This is a genomic window from Mycobacterium rhizamassiliense (genome assembly GCF_900157375.1).
Lineage (GTDB): Bacteria > Actinomycetota > Actinomycetes > Mycobacteriales > Mycobacteriaceae > Mycobacterium > Mycobacterium rhizamassiliense.
This window is the reverse complement of the sequence record NZ_LT721901.1, coordinates 3,721,867-3,741,735: the sequence shown is the minus strand read 5'-3', so window position 1 is coordinate 3,741,735 and position 19,869 is coordinate 3,721,867. Positions and strand designations below refer to the sequence as shown.

The 19,869-nt window shown below is 61.9% G+C and carries 21 protein-coding genes and 1 tRNA gene; 13 read left to right on the top strand and 9 right to left on the bottom strand.

The window, feature by feature from the left end; all coding sequences use genetic code 11:
* Positions 1-223 precede the first annotated feature (223 nt).
* The 4 genes from MRAB57_RS18200 to MRAB57_RS18185 all read left to right on the top strand — a co-directional run bounded on the left by MRAB57_RS18200 (position 224) and on the right by MRAB57_RS18185 (position 3,855).
* Complete coding sequence (locus MRAB57_RS18200) at positions 224-1,183, top strand: hypothetical protein (RefSeq protein WP_077088587.1); 960 nt, start codon at positions 224-226, stop codon at positions 1,181-1,183.
* Between the two features lie 94 nt (positions 1,184-1,277).
* A complete protein-coding gene (locus MRAB57_RS18195; RefSeq protein WP_157900627.1) occupies positions 1,278-2,342 on the top strand; it encodes a hypothetical protein in 1,065 nt (354 codons plus the stop codon).
* Positions 2,343-2,434: 92 nt separating this feature from the next.
* A complete protein-coding gene (locus tag MRAB57_RS18190; protein WP_245835951.1) occupies positions 2,435-3,094 on the top strand; it encodes a recombinase family protein in 660 nt (219 codons plus the stop codon).
* Positions 3,095-3,234: 140 nt separating this feature from the next.
* Positions 3,235-3,855, top strand: a complete 621-nt coding sequence (locus MRAB57_RS18185; RefSeq protein ID WP_077088586.1) for an HNH endonuclease — start codon at positions 3,235-3,237, stop codon at positions 3,853-3,855.
* A gap of 40 nt (positions 3,856-3,895) precedes the next feature.
* Here MRAB57_RS18185 and MRAB57_RS18180 read toward each other — a convergent pair whose 3' ends face one another.
* A complete protein-coding gene (locus MRAB57_RS18180; protein WP_077090674.1) occupies positions 3,896-4,645 on the bottom strand; it encodes a GIY-YIG nuclease family protein in 750 nt (249 codons plus the stop codon).
* An 82-nt stretch (positions 4,646-4,727) separates the two neighbouring features.
* On the opposite strand from MRAB57_RS18180, the gene MRAB57_RS18175 reads away from it, so the two are divergent.
* Complete coding sequence (locus MRAB57_RS18175) at positions 4,728-5,555, top strand: hypothetical protein (protein ID WP_157900626.1); 828 nt, start codon at positions 4,728-4,730, stop codon at positions 5,553-5,555.
* A gap of 420 nt (positions 5,556-5,975) precedes the next feature.
* On the opposite strand, the gene MRAB57_RS18170 is transcribed toward MRAB57_RS18175, so the two are convergent.
* On the bottom strand, positions 5,976-6,872 hold the full coding sequence (locus MRAB57_RS18170; RefSeq protein ID WP_245835950.1) for a hypothetical protein: 897 nt from the start codon (positions 6,870-6,872) through the stop codon (positions 5,976-5,978).
* Between the two features lie 586 nt (positions 6,873-7,458).
* Positions 7,459-7,531: transfer RNA gene (locus MRAB57_RS18165), tRNA-Ser, on the bottom strand.
* Positions 7,532-7,912: 381 nt separating this feature from the next.
* Here MRAB57_RS18165 and MRAB57_RS18155 point away from each other — a divergent pair.
* The 3 genes from MRAB57_RS18155 to MRAB57_RS18145 all read left to right on the top strand — a co-directional run bounded on the left by MRAB57_RS18155 (position 7,913) and on the right by MRAB57_RS18145 (position 9,728).
* Positions 7,913-8,857, top strand: a complete 945-nt coding sequence (locus tag MRAB57_RS18155; RefSeq protein ID WP_077088583.1) for a DUF6602 domain-containing protein — start codon at positions 7,913-7,915, stop codon at positions 8,855-8,857.
* Positions 8,858-9,129: 272 nt separating this feature from the next.
* A complete protein-coding gene (locus tag MRAB57_RS18150; RefSeq protein ID WP_245835949.1) occupies positions 9,130-9,513 on the top strand; it encodes a helix-turn-helix domain-containing protein in 384 nt (127 codons plus the stop codon).
* On the top strand, positions 9,513-9,728 hold the full coding sequence (locus tag MRAB57_RS18145) for an excisionase family DNA-binding protein (protein WP_077090672.1): 216 nt from the start codon (positions 9,513-9,515) through the stop codon (positions 9,726-9,728). Before MRAB57_RS18150 ends, MRAB57_RS18145 begins: the two co-directional genes overlap by 1 nt.
* Before the next feature lie 616 nt (positions 9,729-10,344).
* Here the strand turns inward: MRAB57_RS18145 and MRAB57_RS18140 are convergent.
* The 5 genes from MRAB57_RS18140 to MRAB57_RS18120 all read right to left on the bottom strand — a co-directional run bounded on the left by MRAB57_RS18140 (position 10,345) and on the right by MRAB57_RS18120 (position 14,376).
* Positions 10,345-11,661, bottom strand: coding sequence for a hypothetical protein (locus MRAB57_RS18140; protein WP_157900625.1), 1,317 nt, complete (start codon positions 11,659-11,661; stop codon positions 10,345-10,347).
* On the bottom strand, positions 11,658-12,059 hold the full coding sequence (locus MRAB57_RS18135) for a hypothetical protein (RefSeq protein WP_157900624.1): 402 nt from the start codon (positions 12,057-12,059) through the stop codon (positions 11,658-11,660). The genes MRAB57_RS18140 and MRAB57_RS18135 overlap by 4 nt, the downstream gene beginning before the upstream one ends.
* 255 nt (positions 12,060-12,314) lie before the next feature.
* Positions 12,315-12,728, bottom strand: coding sequence for a hypothetical protein (locus MRAB57_RS18130; protein WP_157900623.1), 414 nt, complete (start codon positions 12,726-12,728; stop codon positions 12,315-12,317).
* A gap of 75 nt (positions 12,729-12,803) precedes the next feature.
* Positions 12,804-12,992 (bottom strand): helix-turn-helix domain-containing protein, encoded by a 189-nt coding sequence (locus tag MRAB57_RS18125; RefSeq protein WP_077088578.1) that lies wholly within the window; start codon positions 12,990-12,992, stop codon positions 12,804-12,806.
* Positions 12,993-13,104: 112 nt separating this feature from the next.
* Entirely contained in the window at positions 13,105-14,376 is a 1,272-nt protein-coding gene (locus tag MRAB57_RS18120; RefSeq protein ID WP_077088577.1) for a tyrosine-type recombinase/integrase, read from the bottom strand.
* A gap of 330 nt (positions 14,377-14,706) precedes the next feature.
* On the opposite strand from MRAB57_RS18120, the gene MRAB57_RS18115 reads away from it, so the two are divergent.
* A complete protein-coding gene (locus MRAB57_RS18115) occupies positions 14,707-16,458 on the top strand; it encodes a DUF3556 domain-containing protein (protein WP_077088576.1) in 1,752 nt (583 codons plus the stop codon).
* Between the two features lie 44 nt (positions 16,459-16,502).
* Here MRAB57_RS18115 and MRAB57_RS18110 read toward each other — a convergent pair whose 3' ends face one another.
* Entirely contained in the window at positions 16,503-16,730 is a 228-nt protein-coding gene (locus MRAB57_RS18110) for a DUF3618 domain-containing protein (protein ID WP_077088575.1), read from the bottom strand.
* Positions 16,731-16,820: 90 nt separating this feature from the next.
* On the opposite strand from MRAB57_RS18110, the gene bcp reads away from it, so the two are divergent.
* From bcp to MRAB57_RS29225, 4 genes are all read left to right on the top strand, one after another.
* Positions 16,821-17,294 (top strand): thioredoxin-dependent thiol peroxidase, encoded by a 474-nt coding sequence (gene bcp, locus MRAB57_RS18105; RefSeq protein ID WP_077088574.1) that lies wholly within the window; start codon positions 16,821-16,823, stop codon positions 17,292-17,294.
* Positions 17,295-17,749: 455 nt separating this feature from the next.
* The gene (locus tag MRAB57_RS18100; RefSeq protein WP_077088573.1) at positions 17,750-18,031 is read left to right on the top strand and encodes a DUF1883 domain-containing protein; all 282 of its coding nucleotides are present in this window, start codon (positions 17,750-17,752) and stop codon (positions 18,029-18,031) included.
* A gap of 530 nt (positions 18,032-18,561) precedes the next feature.
* On the top strand, positions 18,562-18,963 hold the full coding sequence (locus MRAB57_RS18095) for a DUF2510 domain-containing protein (RefSeq protein WP_077088572.1): 402 nt from the start codon (positions 18,562-18,564) through the stop codon (positions 18,961-18,963).
* 17 nt (positions 18,964-18,980) lie between these two features.
* Positions 18,981-19,805, top strand: a complete 825-nt coding sequence (locus MRAB57_RS29225) for an Rv1352/Rv1906c domain-containing protein (RefSeq protein WP_483869922.1) — start codon at positions 18,981-18,983, stop codon at positions 19,803-19,805.
* Positions 19,806-19,869 lie beyond the last annotated feature (64 nt).

The following is a 19,869-nucleotide window of genomic DNA, read 5'->3' as shown; positions in this document are numbered from 1 at the left end:
CCGTGGGGGCGCCACCGTCGTGTCCTCGATTCAGCGCCGAAGTTGTCGTGGTGTTTTTTGTTGGTGGGGCTCTCGCGATCAGCCGCGGACGCAGACTGTTGCTGGTTAGGCTTCGAGCCGTGAGGCGGATGCTGATTATGGCCGCGGTCGTCGCTGCAACTATCACCACGATGACGCGGGTCGGTACAGCAACCTGTCGTACCCGCTGCCTACCGTTGCCCCTATGACCATCCCGAACATGGGACTGAACGCCGAGCAAGCTGAGACGCTGCTCAACCTCGCCACCAACGGTGTCCTCAACCGCGTCGATGAGCGGGGCCAGCGCTGCGGGGAGCTCTACCAGTGGGGGCTGCATCCACGCACCGCCGATCCGGGGAGTGCTCTGGCCGCCGACGACGCGGCCTTCAAAGCGACGTACCCACTCACGTTGGCGGGGCCGCAGGCCGTATCCGAGCACGCTCTGTTTCCGTTGATGAGCGCCGCTGAGAGTCTGCACACTGCAGGGATTCTGATCGCCCGTCGCAAGTCGCATCGGCAGCCGCACATCGCGGAGGTGCTGCAGCTGTGCCGGGTGGCGATGGAGTGCGCGGCCCTGACGATCTGGCTGCTCAACGATCCGTCGAGCGACATTCGCCGAGACCGGTGCATGTCGGAGGAGATGGAGCAGCTGGAACAGCAGCGCCGGTTCCTGGCGATCGGTGAGGAAGAGGAGACCACCAATCCGAGCCGGTACCCGCCACAGCTACTGACGATGAACGGCGACCACCGTCGGAAGTTCAACATGATGGTTGCCGACGCGAAGGCGGCGTACACGTTCGACAAGACGCCGTCATTCACCAAGATGATCCGCGAGTCCGCGCAGTGGGTCGATGCTCACGTCCCCGCTCATGACACCGGAGAGATCGGCGACCATGGTTTGGAGAACCCGGCCAGGTCCCTCTACTCCTACGGTTCCAGCTTCATCCACGGCTACAAGTGGATGACCGACTACGCCCGGGGCGGCACCGTGTTCACCCTGATCGCCGACGCCCTCGCCGTCACGCTGAACATGGTGGAGTGCGCCGTCTGCCTTTATGAGGCTGCTTCCCGCGATCCGGGGAGCGGACGCCGGGACGAGTCCTACGTCCCGAAACGGTTCGAGCCAACGATCGCTACGTGGTCCACGGAATTGTTCGGTCGATAGGTTCCGTCGATAGTGGGCTGTGCCGCGGCCCTAGTGATCTGGTCCCACTCGAACCGCCACCCAGACGAACACCTAACCGGATAGGTTGGCTCCGATGACATTTCCAAGTTACGTCTGGAACACGGTATACGGCCAACGGCCACATCGACAGATCGCGGCAACCCTGTTCGACCTCGCCGCCGACTGGGCGCGGCGCGCCATGGATCAACCCGAGCCGGACGAGACGGCCCTCGACAAGACGGTGCGGCTAGCCGCCATCGGACAGGCCGCGGAGTTGTTGATCAAATCCACGTTGGCTGGAATCGCGCCCGCACTCTTGGCCGAAAAAACAACCATGTCGACGCTGCTGCCTCTCGCGGGAGCCACTCACAAAGCCACGCAGGGCAAGATGACCACAGCGGGTGCAGTTGAGTCTCTCAGACGGCTCAACGAAGTCCGACCCGCCAATACGCCGCACATTCCTGAGCCAAAGCTGCTGTTCGATGTGCGCAACGGCGCGATCCACATGGGGCTGGCTCCCACCGAGGATGATGTGGAGTCGTCGCTGACGGAGTTGGTCACGCTCACTGATCAAGTGTTCAAAGTGCGCAAGGCCCTTCTGCAGGACAGTGACTGGGGCGCGTTCTGGTCAACTAAGCACATCAAGATCGTCGAAGCGCGTCAGCGTGCACACTACGAGAGGCTTGTTCGCGGTTTCAATGAACTAATTGCTACAGCCAAGGCAGCGTACGCTCGACTCACCGCTGGCCTTGATCAGAACGAACGTAACCGCGTTGTAGCCGAACTTGTCGCACGCGCCCCAGTGGTTGAAGACACGCAAACGGTCAGACCGCATACGTGCCCTGCCTGCCAGAACCAGCTGTGGGTGGTGTACGACGTCTTACGCGAGGTCGACATCGACGAGTCCGACATGCCACATGGAGTAGCGTTTTTCGTAAGGATCAGCGCGACAGTCGATTACGCAGAGTGTCCCGTCTGCAACCTGACCCTCGACGGCGACGAGCTAGCGCTGACCACCATCCCGTTCACGCTCGACCTCGGGGAGGACGAAGCCACCGAAGACGAAGCAGAGGGTTGGCGCGATGCCCGAGACGCAGAGATCGAAGATCGGTGGGACGACTACCCGGGCGACCCTGACGACGAGCAATATGAACCTTGATGTTGTGACGTCTGGTGTCCGTCTCGAATATGACCGGTTGCGGGATACGTCATGCCCACGTGTCGAGGATGCGTGTTTTCCCACGACCGGCTGTGCCGGAAGTACATGCCGAAAGCGCATCGTTCGGGAAATACGGCAGCGACCATTTCGGTTCACTGAGCGTGAGCCTAAATTCCGCGACCCAGGCAGTTTCCACGGTGATCGGCTACGCGCGCGTGTCGACGATTACGCAGACCCTGGAGCAGCAGACTGAGGCGCTGGCCGCCGCGGGGGCGGGGAAGGTCTTCCACGACGTCATGTCCGGCGCGCGGGACGACCGCCCCGGCTTTGCCGAGTGCCTGCAATACCTCCGGGACGGCGACACCCTCGTCGTGTGGCGGCTGGACCGGCTGGGCCGCAACATGCGCAGCATCGTCAATACGCTCCACGAGCTGACCGAGCGGGGGGTGACGGTGCGGTCCCTGCACGACGGGGTCGACACCTCGACGAGCACCGGGCGCATGGTCGCCGGGATCCTGATGTCGATCGCCGAGTACGAGCGCGAGCTGGTGCGGGAACGGACCGCACTCAAGCTGGAGCATGCCCGCAAATCCGGACGCAAGTTTGGTCGGCCCGCCAAGCTCAGCCCCGAGCAGGCGGCACTTGCCGGGCGGATGAAATCCAACGGGGAGACCGCGGCGACCATCTGCAGCGCCCTCGGGATTGGCCGGACCACGCTGTATCGCTACTTGGCCCACCACGAAGGGGAATGAGAATTTCCGCCAGGGCGCCCAGCGGAAGCGCATGACACGGCCCCGGGTGCCCGAAAAACGAGGCTTCGGCTCCAACTCCGCTGCACACGGAACGTGGCAAGCCCACGTGCGCTCAGGTAGGCCGGGGCTAACCTCTGATGGTGGACAAAGCCGACACCGACGTACCCGAGCTGCTGCCGGTACTCGTGGATGCTGTGTTGCCGCTTCTCAAGCCCTACGAGTTCAGCCTGTACCTGCTCCTGCTAAGGGCCAGCGAGTTTCGCGGCGGCGAGATCCGCATCGGGAAGCGGACTATCAGCGCCCGACTCGGCCAGGGAACCCGTGCGAGCCGGGGCAACTACAACCACATCACTGAGAAGCTGAATGTCCTCGCCGAAGCTGGGTTCATCGCGGTGGGCGACACGTCGCGAGAGGGAACGCAATACCGTGTCCTGCTTCCTGAGGCGATTCCGGCAGTGCGCGAGGTGATCGCGACGTCGGAGCCGCCCGAGCAGGAGCCCGACTACTTCACCGACCCCGTGCTGAGGGCCGAGCTCATGGAGCGCGACAAGTGGACGTGCCGATACTGCGGCGAGGTGGTGACGGCGACGACCGCAACGCTCGACCACATCATTCCCCAGTCGCTTGGGGGGCCAAACACCCCCGAGAACCTCACGACCGCCTGCCTGACATGCAACGCCATCAAGTCGGGCCGCACCTACGAAGAGGCCGCACCGGAGATCCTCGGGGCCCTGGTGCGCAGGAAAGCCACGACGTCGTAGTCAGTTGCTGGTCGGCAGCCCGTTGGCCCGGGGCGGCGCGCTACATGAACAGGCGGCGGCGCTTGAAGGCCGCAACGTCGGCCTTGGTCAGTTCAAACCATTCACCGTTTCGGCGGCGGTCACGGAATCGCTCGTGCCAGTAGCGTTCGATCCCCACGGCGTCGTCGGTCCCGATGGTGTGCACCACTTCCAGCTTCTCAGGTAGCTGCAGCCCGATCTCGTAGCTACGACGCCCGTGATCGTTCGACCGGCCGATCTTGTGGAACTTCCCCGACCTAACAAGGTAGACGTACCCCGGCACTGGCTGCGCCGCATCGGGATCGTCGGTCTCCTCGGGTAGCTTGGCCAAGGCCTCCACGACCATATCGGGCAGCAGGGAAGCGACGTCGGCGAACTCTGGCGTGCGTTCGATGAAGTCCCGGAGCCGGTCGATCTGTTGCTTGGTATTGCCGAGACGCTTCTCGATGACATTCGAGTTGGGGAATGTGGGGTCAGCCTTCTTCGCCATTCGCCGCTGCCCAAGTGACGGGAGTCGCCTCACCTGGCGAGTCAACTCGGCGAGGTACCTCAGCAAATCGTCATCGTCGTAGATCTGTTGCTGCAACTGCCGAGGCACATACCCTGCCTCACTCACGGCATCGCCCCAGTTCGCCCACAGGCCGCCCCTGAACAGGTAGAGGGGCATACCCGTCTCCGCGACGAATCGAGTCTGTCCGACGGGCACGCCGCCGTTCTCCTCGGCGAGCCGCCGAATCGCTCGGATCACCGCTGCCTTCTCGACGTCGCTCATCCACAGGATGGTAGTGAGCGCGGGGACGCGCAGCGGGAGAACAAGCGCGGCGTTGTCGGCCTTCGGGCATAGGGTGCGCCTCATGGCCTCAACGCCCACCCCGCAAGCCGTGATCGAGGGCTTTCTCCTGCGTAGTCGCCGGGTGTTGTCGCACTCGCTGATCCGTGAACAGGCAGAGCTGATGTCGAAGCTGCACACCGGGCAGTTCACGATCACGGTCACCGTGAATACCAAGACTGGCGAGGAGAGCTACCGGCGGAAGTGCGAGTACCCGGACGAGGAGGCGCTGGAATCGCTGGCGGGCCGGGTGCGCCCGTTGATCTTGAACTCGGAGCCGATCTACTACCGGAAAGTCCTCGACGCGCTTGAGGCCGTTGTTGGGACCGAGAAGCTCAACGAGGAGATCGACCTGGCGTGGTGGCACGACTACTGGCACAAAGTCGTCGACGCAAATCTCGATGCCCAGGCGTACTGGGTCGCCACGCCGAACGGCAAAACCACCGACCGCAAGCTGATGTACGCCTGGCTCTACGGCGACGTCATTCACGCCAAGTCGCCGAAGTCGCCGGTCATCCGCGATCTCGACATCGATCAGCGCTACTACGCTGCCGCGCCGGGCATCGCCCGCATCTGCGACCGCGTGATCTACACGCAACTGATGATCAGTGCGCTGATCGAGAAGGGCCTGCTCACCGTCGACCCCAACGTGCTGACCGAGGCCGTGGTCGTCACTACCACCGTCGTGGACGAACCCGTGAATGCTTACACCGCGCCGGTCGGCGCGCCGCTGCCTGCCGACCTCACCAACCCTGATCCAGAGGTCTGGAAGACCCCGCACCAAGACCTGGCCGAGTTGTTGGACGACGCCGACAACGCGCCGCCGCGGCTACCGTCGCCCGCCAACGAGTAGGAAGCCTGGCCGATTGTGGCCCCCGCGAGCCATGACCCTACGGCGATAATGATGATGACCGCACACCGAGGAAGGCCGCCACCATGACCGAGTCGACGCGGGCCGAATTGGCCAAGGAATCGGCCTTCCGGCCCAGCGCGGCTAACGGCTGGGGATGGACCTGGCAGCGGTGTGGCCGCCACGAGTACCGAAGTGCTTGACGCACAGCACTAATCCCGACGATCTCGTTCCGCGGAAACCTTCACCGACGAACGTGCCGCCTCTGCGGATTGCGGCCCGGTATACCGCGGGATGACGCTAGGGTTCCGCGGCCTGCAGAACCAGTCAGGACGCAGCCTGCCGGACAAACCCGTAGCAGTTGGCGCGGTGTCTCGCACATACCCCCGCCGCGGCTCGCCCATCTGGATTCTGGACCGGCGGTCACTTCTTCCGGCGCTGCCGCTTCGTTTTCCGCTTCGGTTGCTGGCGCTGGCCGCATCGTTCACTCCGGTTGCCTCCACTGGGTGGCCCAAAGAGTTTGCGGTACCCCTCGGTATTCATGCCCATCTCTTCCTCGTACCACTTCAGATGAGCCTCAGCGGCTTTCGTGTACGCCATCTTGATCTCCGCGTTCCGCTCGTTGATTTCGTTCACGAACCAGTTGAAGAAGGCGGCGGCGGTGTTGACGTAGCTCTCGATAACAGGCCCCAAGTCGAAATGCTCGTCATTTGCCCGCAGGTATTCCTTTGCCGGGGCGGTCCACTTCTTCCACTTCAGCAGTTCATCCCTGTCGAGTGTCAGCCTGTTGATGAGCAGGTTCGGCTTTCCGCGTCCCCCGCTGAATGTGGTGCTGATGCGCGGCAACGGAACTGACCGGTGCGTGCAGTAGTTTCGCAGCTCGGTCATGAACTCCGCTTCACCGGTCTCGAACGACGCCTTTCGGTGATCGGTGTATTCGCCCGTCTCGAATTCCGACCCGTCACCCCAGCAGTGCCGCATTACGACTCGCTGCGCTTCAATCAGGGAGTACACCGAAGTGAGGTAGTTGTGAAGGAACCGCACCAGTTCCTTCTCGAACTCGTCTTCAACGTCACGCGAGAAGTGGCTGCGGGTTCGCAGAAACTGGTCGGCATGGCGTGACAACTCCTCGGCGTTCTTGTACATCACGTGCCCCGAGCGCCCGAGCGCAGCAAGGTCGCCGTTCAACCGAAACCCGGGCATCGCCTCAAGTTCAGCCATGCGTTTGTCTCTCTCGATGCCGAACGGGCTAGTCCAGCTCTTCAGCACTGTCGGCTCGTCGCCCTCGGCTTTGTCGGTGTCTTGCCCGTGTTCACTCACGTCTATATTGTCCCAGCGGCCCCCGACATCCCTCGGCGTGTCGCGCGCCCGGCGGTGGTCTCCGGGTCCGACCTATCCCTGCCCTGGGCCGGTGGGTCGCTGGTGTGATTAGGACGGGCGTCAGGAGCCGCGGTCAGAGTCGAAGTTGACGTTGTGCTCGTTGTAGTCCAAACCGACGTTGTGCTCGTCGTAGTGATACCGACGTTGTGCTGGCCGTAGTTCCATACCGACGTTGTGCTCGGAGTCGACACCGACGTTGTGCTACGACCGGCGGCCGGTGCTCCACCGACTATGAAGCGGGTCGGTCGCCGGTGTCCTGATCGCCGAATTGGAGCGACAGCTCCCCATCTGACCAAATCGATCGCCATCACCACGGCCGGATCGTCCGGGTCATGCCCCTCGGCTCTGATGGCTTCGCGCTCGATGCGTCCATACCGGATTGGACGCAATCCCGTCGCCATCGGTTCTCACGGGCTTGGGGAAGACGTCGGTGATGACCAGGACGCCGCTCGCGGAGGGCGATCAACCAACTCGGTTGGGTCAGGTCCTGTCCTGGCCTGGCCTGGGGAGGAAAGGAAAAGATGGGCGGGCTGGGCCGGACTCGAACCGGCAACCTTTCGCTTAGCGGGCGATTGCTCTATCCATTGAGCTACCAGAACTCAAGATTAGCATCGCCTGGTTCCGTAACCGGCGGCCTACGACGAGAGGGGGCCTGTGGTCAGCTATACAGATGGGGCTGCCTATGCTCGCCGGTCATGTCCGATCAACGACCCGCTCTCGCGGCGGCCGTCCAAGTCGCCGAGTATCTCCACACCACTACCGCTTCGCTCGCCCAGGATCGGTACCGAGGGATTGGTCCGAAGTTCATCAAGCGCGGCAGTCGGGTGCTCTACCGGTGGTCCGACATCGTGGAATGGTTAGACCACAACACTTTTCAACGCACTGACGATCCGAGACAGCAGCGATGAGCGACGCCGTCGACCCTTGTCCAAGCACTGTCTCATCCCGGAACTGTCAGACCGCGTGGCTAGGCTTGATGGATGCCCCAGGAACACCACCAGTGGCTCGCTGACGTGAACAGATCCATCGTCGAGTCATACGAGCGTGAGCAGGAGATGGCGCGCACGTCGGGGCGCACACAGGAGACTGGACACGTCGTCGAGTCACTGTGGGACGGTGTGCTTACGGATTGGCTGCCACCGCAGTACGAGATCGGGAAGCGCAAGTACATCCTGCTCGAAAACGAAAATGGTACAGCGCTCCCGAAGGAAACTGACCTCGTTGTCTTTCACCCTCACTATCCGGAAAAGCTTCGCAAGAAAAGCTACGTGCTTGCCTCGGGCTTGGCGGCTGCCTTCAGCGTTAAACGCACAGTTGACAAGGCCGCCATCAAAGAGGCGTACGAAGAGGCGACAACCCTTCGTCGTGGGATGAAGATACGGGATGCAACTAAAGTGAAGGATTACTTAGTGCCGCCTGTGTTCTTTGGACTTCTGGGCGAATCCCACGATTGGAAAGCTCCGGGAAGCAATCCGAAAGAAAACATTAAGTCGATAACAACTGAGTTCGATCGAGATCTGGTTAGTTCTCCACGCGAAGGACTTGATTTTCTATGCGTTGCCGACCTTGGAGCTTGGAGCCGCCTGTCCATAGTCTTAACTGAGAGGTTCCTACGCGAAAATCCAAACGTCGCCCCCTGGCTAGGGCTGGCCAGCGGAACATCGGGTCAAGAATCTCTCGTCGTGTCCGGCCTTCGTCACGACTATGAACAGCAAGATCTGTCCCCTCTGACCAACTTCATCGGCGCGCTGTGGGGAAAGCTGGCTATCAACGACCCGACACTTCGGCCCCTCGCGGACGGACTTCGCATTACGAACACCACTGACACATTGGGTAGCTTCGGCATGCGCTCATTCAAGTTCGCCGACGTGGCTACTCCACAGATCGCTGCTCAATACCGGAATCACGGAACCTTTCACTACTGACCCGAGCCAGACGTCCGTTATCTAGCTGATCTAGCTGGCGGATCGTCGCCGAAATAGCCTGTCTCTCAACCTCTTTCGCCATGTGGTTGATTTGCGTCAAAGATGTGGGGTGGTGTTGGGACTAGATGCTGCCGAAATCATTACAACTTCCCTCGTGCGGCCTTTCAACGTCGCCACCTCTGGCAGGGATCAGCGCGATCGTTCATGACTCGAATCCCCCTCCTTCAGAAGTCGCGGTGGTCAGCTGACTCGCTCTGGCCGACAATCGTTCGGTGGAACTTCCGACTTGGGTGACGATCACTCAGGTAGCTGAGCACTGCGGCATCGACCGCACCGAGGTCTACAAGATCCTGCCCAATTTGGATATCCGACGCGTCGGCGTCCGTGGCGGGGTGACGCCCTTAGGCCGCCTGATCCGAATTGAACGGGGATCGCTGCTGCGACTCCGGGGCGAACCAGAACCGGCACCGCCGGAGCTTCCTCGCTGGGTGACGATGCAGCAGGCAGCCGAGTACTACCAAGTCAGCCCGACCCTGATTCGCAGGATCATCGCCCACGAGCAGCTCGATGCGCGCCGCATCGGCACGTCGCGGAATATCCGGATCGATCGGGAATCACTATTGCAGCTCGGCCGATTCAAAACCTGGACGCCGTGATGACTCGCCGGTACATCACGATCTCCGAAGCCGCTGAGTACCTTCAGATCAGCGATCGAACCGTGCGTCGGCTTATAGCCGATGGCGAACTTACGGGTTACCGCATGGGGCGGTCCCGCCGCGTGATCCGCGTCGACCTCAATGAGATTGACGATGAGTTGATGCGGCCGCTCAACGAGCCGCCGCGGCGAAACCGGAATCGGCGGACACCCTGAACAACCCGCCCGGTGCAACCGCGGTCCCCGCGGGATCTGGCGATAATGACTGTGACCACTCAGAGTGAAGAAGGCCGCACCCATGACGGAGGACGCCATGGATGGTGAGAGGTAGAAATGGGCGTGAGCGTCAGGGGTAACAGTGATCCCCACCTTCACTCGCCCTGCCCACGGTGTGGGTATGCGACTCGATATAAACAGTGGTCCGTCACATGCGCCTGCTCCGATTCCAAACGCCGGATGCTCCGTACTGTCTCCGCACCTCCGCATATCGTTGCGATCTGGGCCGGGCAAGAGGCCCGAAATGCCAAGCTGCACAACGTCGACCACAGCCATATCCCACCCCTGCGACTCACCGCTAGGTATGCCGGTGGAAGGCCTAGGGCACCGCACGATTGAGGGTTCGACAGCCTGCAAGGGAGTGGCACACCCCACGGCTGGCGGAGTGAGAAGGGCACCGGCCACAGCAACTCTGACATTCCCATCCCGAAGCTGACGATGAGTAAGAGGCCAAGAACGCCGAGTTGCCCGAGATCGTCGACACTCACAGCGGGCCCCTGCGGAGCGCCGATCGGTATACCGCTTGAAGGACCGAGCGCGGAGACTTCCAGGGCGACTACTGGGATCTGATCACATTCACCCAGTAGGCCTCCATTGTCCGAATTGCTGCCTCGGCACGTAGGTGATCGGTACCGTCGAACTCCTCATTCAGCGCCGCGAATGTCTTCTGGGCGATAGGGCAAGTGCTGCTGAAGGTGAAGGCCTCGACCATTTCGTAACCCCCCGGGTCCCAATTTCCTTTTACGAAGACACGATTCACCGTGACCGTGGAGGGAATGCCGAATTTCTTCATTGCTGCGACCATTCGCCTGCGGTCTGCTGCCCAAGGATCGGCCCGGTGAAGGAACTCGTAAGCCTTCAGCTCCTGCCGACGCTGGTGGGCATCGACCGCGACAGAACCCTGGGTATCAGTCTTGGCCACCACCCAGCGGTAGCGGTCCTCCTGGGAGTCCAGCCGGTGGGATTCCAGATGCCCTAACCACCGTTTCCAGTGGGTCACGTCGCCGCTGTGGTCTAGCACGGTCTGGTAGGTCAGGGGGGTGATCTGATCGAGCCTTTTCATCACCTTCAGCGGGAGCTTGCAGGGTGGCTTCTTCTTCTTCTTTGGCTTGAATTTGTGCAGCGTAGAAGGGGTGGTACTCATAACACCCTCCATGGCAGGGACGCTGAACCGATATTTGCTTGCGTAAGCGAAGCCCTCACCACCGAGGCCGCGAACCTGGCCCTGCTCTACCTGAACGATGATGCCCAGCTCGACCAGACGCTTGAGCCGATTGCACACAGCAATCGGGCTGATACCCAAACGTTCACCGGCAGGACGGCAGGGGTAGGTGAACTCCTCTTGGTTGAGTCTCTGGCGCTCGGCAACCAGATCATCGAACGTCTTCACTAAGGCGTCTGACCTAGGCCTACCGCGTCGACGTGAATTAGGTGTACTCACAGAACCCCCCATGGTCTGGGAGGGAGGTGTCTCTAGTCGCTGTCGTAGTACCGAGACGTCAGGGAGTACCTTTGCCTGGTCGTGGTGCTGAGCCTTCTCCCAAGCGTTCAGAAGCTGCTTGGCCACCCGGTCGCGGCTGGGGGTGCCGGTCAATTGAAGGATGTCGGACTTATTCCGCTTGTTGGATCGCCCCAGCTTCTCCGACGCCGCCCAGGAGAACTGGTACCAGTCGACAAAGTCCTGCTTGGTCTTGCCCTGCAGCATCATGGACATGGCGACACTCACCAGGACACCGAACAGCTCTGATTTGCCCAGGTCATCGGAGTTGAGTTCAAGCGCCACGCTCCACTTAGTGAGGCTGTCGGCATAGGTGTCGTCTGCGAATGACACGGGGATGGCGTGGAGACCCCGGGTAAACGTTGAAGCGGTCATTTCTGACCACCCCGCCACAAGTGCGCAAGAAGGCTGTCGAGGTCGTCGAACACCATCCGGTAGCCCCGGCCCTGGCACTTCGGACTCTGGGCGCCGGGCAAGAACACATTGCAGCCAAGCGACTGGATATCCACACCGGGATACTCCGGCAATTTGCCGTTGCCTGCGCTGGAATGCTTACCGGAATATCCGTCCCTCTTCAAAGAAAGGTGCGACGGGCGATAAGCACTGGAGAAGAGCATGGGCTCGGACACCAACATGTCCGCGGCGAGAATTTGCTTCGCGATGGAGAGTGCGACGAACTCTGGGTAGGTGCGGCAGGCCCATTCGAGCACTGGCTGGATATTCTCCGGGGCATTGCCAAAGACTAACTTGGCATCTTTGCGGCGAAGTTCCATCACGCCACCGGTCCAATTTGACGCGGTGGGAAATATGGCGATAGAATATAGAGCATCAAAGTAAATCCTCTGGGCCCCGTTTTCGATGATGGCGACGGGGCCCAGGTAATTTTATTAGGTAATGGCTTTTCGATCAAACCGACAAATCAGCCTTGCGCGTCAAATCGCATCGAGCCAAATTGACCTGCGAACGCCCCCGTCCGGCACCCAGCGCCTAGGGCTAAAGCCGATCTGTCAACGATGGCCGCAGAGCTTTCATCCATCGAAGAGCGGGCCCGACGCCATGCCGTCGGCCGCCATTCGCATCACCCCGACCATCCAAAACCGATCGCCACGAGCCGCAGCGAGCCGATTGGCTTTGTCCCGCATGACTTCTGGCGTCGGATAGGTACGGACTAAGCCGTCAACTATGCCGGTCAGCACATCAGTGGTGAGGTCTTTGTGGCTGTTGACGGTGATCTCCTTGCCCACCGCTGACCGCCCAAGGGTTAGGTTCAGTTCCGCATCCAGGTCTTCCTCGACGGTTTGACACCCAGGGCAGAGATAACCTGCCGCGATGCCCGCGATCATTTCGGCATTCCACCCGTTTGGATTGCGCATCCGCCTGCCGCATCGACTGCATCGCCTAATCTTCGGCTTGCCTGTGATTTCATCACCGGACGCTTTCATGCTCCCAATCCCTCCTGCTCCCGAATCCAGCCTTCGACCACAGATCGGCGCCGATCATCTCTCCTGCCCGCACCGTCAGATCTTCGGTTCGAAGGCGGGCAATGACGCGACGTATCGCTCTAATTCCTGCAGGGTGAACTTCAGCGACCGACCATCCTGGACCGCAGCCAGACTCCCGGCACGGCGTAGCTCATGGATCCGTCGTGTGGTGGTAGAGAGCAGGTCTGCAGCAGCGTCGTGGTCGTACAACAACTTCTCAGGCATTGGCCCTCCACATCAGTAAGCGAAACCTGGGAGCGCACAGAGGCTCCTGAGGTTTGGATCTCCCGCTTACGTGTGACTGTCGAGTCGGCCTACGGCTGACTCTCAGGGAGGGTTATTTAATTGCACCCACAACGCTACCAGCTGAGGACAGAAGCAACCTTTCCAGCCTGTTCAGAGCCGTTTTGGCCTGGGTCTGGTCGACGTGGATATACATCCGGTGAGCCGCCACCGACGACTGGCCCATGATGACCATGCGGGTTTCTTCGGGCACCCCTAGTTCCTGTAAAAGGGTGGCAGTCGAGTGCCGGATTGCGTACACATCGACCTTGGGGAGCCCGGCGGCCTTGAGGACGGCACCCCAGTACTTGGCATCGTCGTGCCGGGTGAGGGGCCTGCCATCAGGCCGGTGCCAGACCAGGTTGTGCGGGTTAGGTCCTGGTCGTTGACGATGCCGGTCAAGCATGACCCGCAAGGGCTCAACGATCGGCACAAGCCGGGTACCGGCCTGCGTCTTGGGTCTGGTCCACAACAGTGTGCCCACACACTCCCGGTACTCAAAGCCCGCCGGGAGATCCCACCTAGCCTGGGAGCAGAAACTGGCCCGCTTCTTCCCGCACGGGTACGCATCCCCTTGTGGCTCACCACATCCGTGGGCCTTGTCGACCTGCTGCAGTTGCCACGCCAGATCCATCAGACCGTTGTCGAGATCCACGCGGTCCCATTCCAGGCCCAGCAGCTCGGCTGGCCGGGCACCGGTGAGGAAGCCTGCGATCCACCGGGCGGCAAGGGCGGGTGCGGTCTCGTCGTCTTCCTCAAGATCGATGGCAGCCCGGATGGCTGTCTTGGCGGTGTCGGAGATAAGGACACCACGGGTCTGCTTGAGATGCTTGGGCCTCTCGACAGCTTCAGCGACGTTGCGACCGATCAACCCCTCTCTCACTGCGTCTTTGAGCGCCATCTTGAGCGTCTTATGTGCCCGCTGGGCATTGGCTGGGGTCGTGGCCTGCCTGAGCATATATCGGACCTCTTCAGCGGTCAGGTGTCGTAGCTTGCGGGTGCCGATGTGTGGCGTGATGTGCAGTCGGATTGCTTCGTCGTACCAGTCAAAGGTGTTCGGCCGCACATGGGGTTTCTTGATGTCGTCGGCCCAACGTCTCAACCAGACCGCGACGGTAGTGGTGGAGCTGACCGGAATGACCCCCTTGGCCACCTCGGCCCGAAGATCGTCACGCTTGCGCTTGGCCTCGGTTTTGTGCTTGGCATAGACCCGTTTCTGTCGCCGGTTGCCGTCAGCGCTGGGGATCTCGACAGTGCCCACCCACATGCCGTCCGCTCGCTTGAACAGGCCGCCATCGCCGTAGGGGCTGCGCTTCGACTTACTCATTGCGCAGCCTGACTGTACACATTCACTGAACACATAACTGTACACATTCGGTTGGATACTTACTGGATACGTACTGGAAGTAAAAGAGGCTTTGAACTGGCATTTGTTGGCTAGAGTGACTGCTACCGATCCACCCTACACCTGACTCTTAATCAGCGGGTCCGGGGTTCGAAACCCTGACGGCGCACCCACTGGAAACGTCTCTCGACGTGCCGATTTTGTCGGCGTCGCAAAATGTGTCCCACCCCGCGGTTGCCGGGAGTAGCTTTTCCTCGGTGCCTGGCTGACGATTGGCACCCCTTGTGAAATAGCTGCGCCGAAGGAGCCGCAATGGGGTTCATCCAGCCCAACCTGCCCGTCGTCGACATGGCCGAGTGGAGCAAGCTGTCGCGCGCCGAGCGCATCGTGCCGATGGTGCGCCATATCGCCCAGCACGGCTTCGGCACCCCGTTGTTCATGCACGTGATGTACGGCATCAAGATCGTGCTCTACATCCTGGGCGCCTGGACGTTCGCGTGGACCACCGCGGGCATGGACGTTAAAGGCGGCTTCACCGACGTCACCGCATGGTGGACGGAACCCATCGTGTTCGAGAAGGCGGTGCTCTACACGATGCTGTTCGAGGTCGTCGGCCTCGGCTGCTGCTTCGGGCCGCTGGCCGGACGCTACTTCCCGCCGATGGGCTCGATCCTGTTCTGGTTGCGGCCCGGCACGATTCGGCTGCCTCCCTGGCCCGGCCGGGTGCCGCTCACCGGCGGCAACACCAGAAGCCCGTTCGACGCGTTGCTCTACGGCGCCCTGCTGGCGCTGCTCGTCACCGCGCTGCTATCCGATGGCACCGGCCCAATTCCCGCTCTGGGCACGGCAATCGGCGTGCTGCCGCGGTGGCAGACCATTGCGATCCTCGCCGTGCTCGCCGCGCTCGCCCTGCGCGACAAGGTGATCTTCCTGGCCGCCCGCGGCGAGGTGTACGCGCCGCTGGCGCTGGTGTTCCTGTTCGCCGGCACGGACATCATCGTCGGGGCCAAGGTCGTCTTCATGGTGATCTGGCTGGGCGCGGCGACATCAAAGCTGAACCGCCACTTCCCTTTCGTGATCTCGACGATGCTGGCGAACAATCCGTTCATTCCCTCCGGGCCGCTGAAGCGGTCGATGTTCAAGCACTATCCGGATGATCTGCGGCCCAGCGGGCTGGCGGGCTTCGTCGCCCACTTCTCCACCGCCGTCGAGGGATTGGTGCCGCTGGTGCTGTTCTTCTCCCACGGCGGCTGGCCCACCGCCATCGCCGCATTCGTGATGATCGTGTTCCACCTGAACATCCTGTTGGCCTTCCCGATGGGGGTGCCGCTGGAGTGGAACGTGTTCATGATCTTCGGAGTGCTGTGGCTGTTCGTCGGACACGCGAGCCTCGGCCTGTCCAACCTGACCGACCCGCTGCCGGTCGCCATCCTGTTCGTGGTCATCGCGGGAACGGTCGTCGCCGGAAACCTCTACCCGCGCAAGGTGTCCTTCCTGCCCGGCATGCGCTACTACGCAGGCAACTGGGACACCACGATCTGGTGCGTCAAGCCGTCGGTGGACGACAAATTCCGCACCGGAGCGCGCGCACTGGGCCCGATGCCGCACCTGCAGCTCGAGCGGCTCTACAAATCGAAAGAGGAAACCGTCGTCCCCCTGCACCTGGCCATGGCGTTCCGCGGCATGAACACCCACGGGCGGGCACTGCTCACCTTGGTGCACCGCGCGCTGGCCGGCTACGACGAGGACGACTACAACCTCTGCGAGGGCGAGACCTTGTGCGCCATGGTGCTCGGGTGGAACTTCGGTGACGGGCACCTGCACAACGAATGCCTCATCGAGGCGCTGCAGCAGCGCTGCGGGTTCGAACCCGGCGACGTCCGGGTGGTGATCCTGGACGCGCAGCCCATCCACATCCAGCGGCAGGAATACCGGCTGGTAGACGCGGCGACGGGCGAGTTCGAGCGCGGCTACGTCGACGTCGAGGACATGGTCACCACCCAGCCGTGGGCCGATGACCTACCCGTACACGTGCAGCGCAGCGCGGCCGCCGACACGTCCTAACGCGCAATCCGCCTGCGCGCCAGCCGGATTCGGCCGCAGCGAGGTCAGCGATTCTTGATCCGGCGGATCACCACGAACACGACGACCGATCCGATGCCCGCCAGCGTGATGGCCACCGGGGGCTTCGTGACGAAGCCGATGACGCGGATCTTGAGGTCGTCGGCGAGATGGCGAGGATTAGCGCGCTCGGCAAGCGAGTCGACGGTCGCCGCGAGCTGGTCGCGGGCGCGATCGATCTCCTGCTTGATGGCTTCGGGGTCCCGGTCCGCCACTGTGCTGCCCTCCAAGTCCTCCGTAGTCCGCCTGGTGCACCTGAGGAACTACCCTAGTGCCGACGCGCAGACGAACAGAAAGGGATCACGTTGACCGAGACCACGCGGCTCGCACCCGGCGATAAAGCGCCCACCTTCAGCCTGCCCGACGCTGAGGGCAAGAAGGTATCGCTGGCCGACTACAAGGGCCGCCGGGTCGTTGTGTACTTCTACCCGGCCGCCTCCACGCCGGGGTGCACCAAGCAGGCCTGCGACTTCCGCGACAGCCTGGCCGAGCTCAACGGGGCTGGCCTGGACGTGGTCGGCATCTCCCCCGACAAGCCGGAGAAGCTGGCCAAGTTCCGCGACGCGGAGGGTCTGACGTTCCCGCTGCTGTCCGATCCCGAGCGCAAGGTGCTGACCGCCTACGGCGCCTACGGCGAGAAGCAGCTGTACGGCAAGACGGTCACCGGGGTGATCCGCTCGACGTTCGTGGTCGACGAGAAGGGCAAGATCGCCGTCGCGCAGTACAACGTCAAGGCCACCGGCCACGTCGCCAAGCTCCGGCGCGACCTGTCGGTCTAGTCGGCACATTCGACAACCAATACCCAGAAGATCATCAAGTCCGTTACGTAGCCCTATCGACCGTCAACTGCGGATCACCAATGCGCTGCCCCAGGTCGCTTCGGGCAGCAGCGAGTTCACCGAGCGGCAGCGGGGGTGGGGACGCAAGCTGACCATAGCTCGCGACACGCCCGAGGTGTGGGACCAACACGGCTCTAGGACTAGGGAATTTCAAGAATGTTATTCACAACATCTTGTGTTGCGCCGATTTGTGGGACCACAGGGGTAGTGTTTGGTCCGTCGTTGAGACAGCGAATAGCCCCCAGACCGGGGGTGAGTCCACCGGCCGAGGGCTACCGCCTCACATTGTGGGAATGCTGAGGGGCACGTTACACCCTGGCCGACTTCTGGGCCTTCAATGGGGTCCCGGAATTAGGACTCAATTTCCAGAAGCTCGGCGGCCAGGAGATAAACCCATGGAACACTTGAAGTTCGACCTCGGCCAGCAGCCCGCAGGAGCCACTGTCGAAGTCACGCTGGGCCTTGCGGCCAACGTGAAATTGATGTGCCACACGGACTACCGCAGGTACGAGGCAGGCCGTGACTACCACTGCTACGGCGGGTACTACGACCGCTCCCCGGCGCTGTTGACCATTCCCAGCCTGGACAACTGGTACATCGCAGTCGATCTCGGCGGACATGCTGGTGAGGTGCGGGCGTCGGTGCGGGTGATCCCGCCCGTCTCGCGTACGGCCTAGTTCGTGCGGAAAGGCGGCACCGTTCTTATGGGCGGTGCCGCCTTTCAGCCCAGCCTTCCAATCCAGGTAGTCCTGGTACGTCGGGACAGCGATCGGCGGGGAGCTGCCCGTCAGCATCGCCATGTAGAAGTCCTCTATAGAAGGCCCTGTTGGGTCCGTGCGCTTGTCTCGTTTGCGATCTTCGGTCGTCTCATTCCCCTATCTCCTATTCCATCGAGCGTTAGCCCCGCGTCTACCGCAGTCGCTCGCGGTCATCGACTCATCTGGCATACCAAGCGATTTCAGCATCGAGAGCAGAAGGCCCTGTGTCTTACGGAGGTCGTCAACCTCGGGCATCGAGGTAGTCTGCTTTTTGTAACCGAGGACCCGAGTGTCGTCGTCCGCAGCTCGTACTACCCGGCGCAGCCTCGCCACTTCATCGGCCAGAAAACACGCGCCGAAACCAGTCAGCAATTGGATGGCCCGTTTTCGCCAACTCTTCCGACTTCAACCTGTATGTTGCTGAGGGTTTCGGAGAAGGGGGAGATGCAATGACCGCACCGTCACCTGCGCCGGGGTGGTATCCCGATCCGTCGGACCCTATGAAACAGATCTACTGGGATGGCACTGCATGGAGCGGACCTGCCGCGCCCGACAACTCCAGCAACAGGAACCGTGCCGTTGCAATTGGCGTCTGTGTGCTTGTCGGCGTCGGGCTCGTGATGTCGATGCAATCGGTCAGCCTCCTGACCGGTTCAGGGCCGGTGTGGACCGGGGTTGCGGTCGTAGCAGCTGGCACAGCTCTTGCATACTTCATGCGCGCTGCGAAAGGCGTCCGCGTCATTGCCGCCGTGGTCCTAGCGCTTTCTGTCGCGAATGCCCTCTACATCGAGAATCAGCTGTCTCAGAAGAGGAACGAGATCACGCACATGTTCAACCACGACCAGCCCTGACTAGGCGAAGCAGAAACGTGCCTCGGTCAACAGCGAACGCAAACGCCTCCCAGACAATTGGCGCGGCGGGCGTGCGAATCGAACCCGTAAAACGTTTGGCGCTCTTGGCTATCGGTGCATGCACTATCGCCGCATGTGGCATTACGGCGCCCAATGGGACCGGCCCTTCGACCAAAACCGTGACGGTGACGCCGCCTGCCGCCTCGGCTACGAGGACATACTCACCGCCGGCCACCTCAACACAGACTGGACCGAAGTCGGTGATCGACAGGGACGGGACGTACGTAGTCGGAGTGGACATCTTTCCGGGGATGTACCGGACGCCTGGCGGCACTCGCTGCTACTGGGCGCGGCTGCGTAGCCTTGATACCAGCGACATCATCGACAACAACAACAGCACCGGTCCTCAAGCCGTCGACATCCTCTCCACCGATCGGGCGTTCCTCACCGAGAACTGTCAGACATGGTCTCTCGCGTCGGCCCCAAGTAGCGCTACTGCCGTGCAACCGCCCTGGAACCCCGGAGCCACCGCCACGATGCCCGGCACAGACGCCGCTGGCTTCCTCGGTGGTCCGCGTTGCACCTACCGTGCTGCCTTCATGCTCCGTACCGCTCAATCAGCGGTGGTGATCTGCGACGACGGCTCGGGAACCTATAGCTACAAGGGACTGCGCCTGAAGGACAACGCGAAACTCGAACTGCCAAGTGCCTTTGCGACCGCAAACGGTTTTACCGCGAGTAACACCGATGGCACACGCTACGACGTCAGCCGCGCTGGCCTGGTCATCTCCTCTCCGGGCGGGGATGTTGACACCGAGCAGGCAATTGCGGCTGCACCGTGAGGCGTAGCTTGCGGCAGCGGGCCGTTCCAAAGCGGTGTCAATCGACGCCTGCTTCCCTTCGGTA

Excerpts from the sequence above, each read along its gene's own strand:
- MRAB57_RS18200 (WP_077088587.1), top strand. The coding sequence starts at position 224 with ATGACCATCCCGAACATGGGACTGAACGCCGAGCAAGCTGAGACGCTG.
- MRAB57_RS18195 (WP_157900627.1), top strand. The coding sequence starts at position 1,278 with ATGACATTTCCAAGTTACGTCTGGAACACGGTATACGGCCAACGGCCA.
- MRAB57_RS18180 (WP_077090674.1), bottom strand. The coding sequence starts at position 4,645 with ATGAGCGACGTCGAGAAGGCAGCGGTGATCCGAGCGATTCGGCGGCTC.
- MRAB57_RS18175 (WP_157900626.1), top strand. The coding sequence starts at position 4,728 with ATGGCCTCAACGCCCACCCCGCAAGCCGTGATCGAGGGCTTTCTCCTG.
- MRAB57_RS18155 (WP_077088583.1), top strand. The coding sequence starts at position 7,913 with ATGCCCCAGGAACACCACCAGTGGCTCGCTGACGTGAACAGATCCATC.
- MRAB57_RS18145 (WP_077090672.1), top strand. The coding sequence starts at position 9,513 with ATGACTCGCCGGTACATCACGATCTCCGAAGCCGCTGAGTACCTTCAG.
- MRAB57_RS18140 (WP_157900625.1), bottom strand. The coding sequence starts at position 11,661 with ATGACCGCTTCAACGTTTACCCGGGGTCTCCACGCCATCCCCGTGTCA.
- MRAB57_RS18135 (WP_157900624.1), bottom strand. The coding sequence starts at position 12,059 with ATGGAACTTCGCCGCAAAGATGCCAAGTTAGTCTTTGGCAATGCCCCG.
- MRAB57_RS18130 (WP_157900623.1), bottom strand. The coding sequence starts at position 12,728 with ATGAAAGCGTCCGGTGATGAAATCACAGGCAAGCCGAAGATTAGGCGA.
- MRAB57_RS18125 (WP_077088578.1), bottom strand. The coding sequence starts at position 12,992 with ATGCCTGAGAAGTTGTTGTACGACCACGACGCTGCTGCAGACCTGCTC.
- MRAB57_RS18120 (WP_077088577.1), bottom strand. The coding sequence starts at position 14,376 with ATGAGTAAGTCGAAGCGCAGCCCCTACGGCGATGGCGGCCTGTTCAAG.
- MRAB57_RS18115 (WP_077088576.1), top strand. The coding sequence starts at position 14,707 with ATGGGGTTCATCCAGCCCAACCTGCCCGTCGTCGACATGGCCGAGTGG.
- MRAB57_RS18100 (WP_077088573.1), top strand. The coding sequence starts at position 17,750 with ATGGAACACTTGAAGTTCGACCTCGGCCAGCAGCCCGCAGGAGCCACT.
- MRAB57_RS18095 (WP_077088572.1), top strand. The coding sequence starts at position 18,562 with ATGACCGCACCGTCACCTGCGCCGGGGTGGTATCCCGATCCGTCGGAC.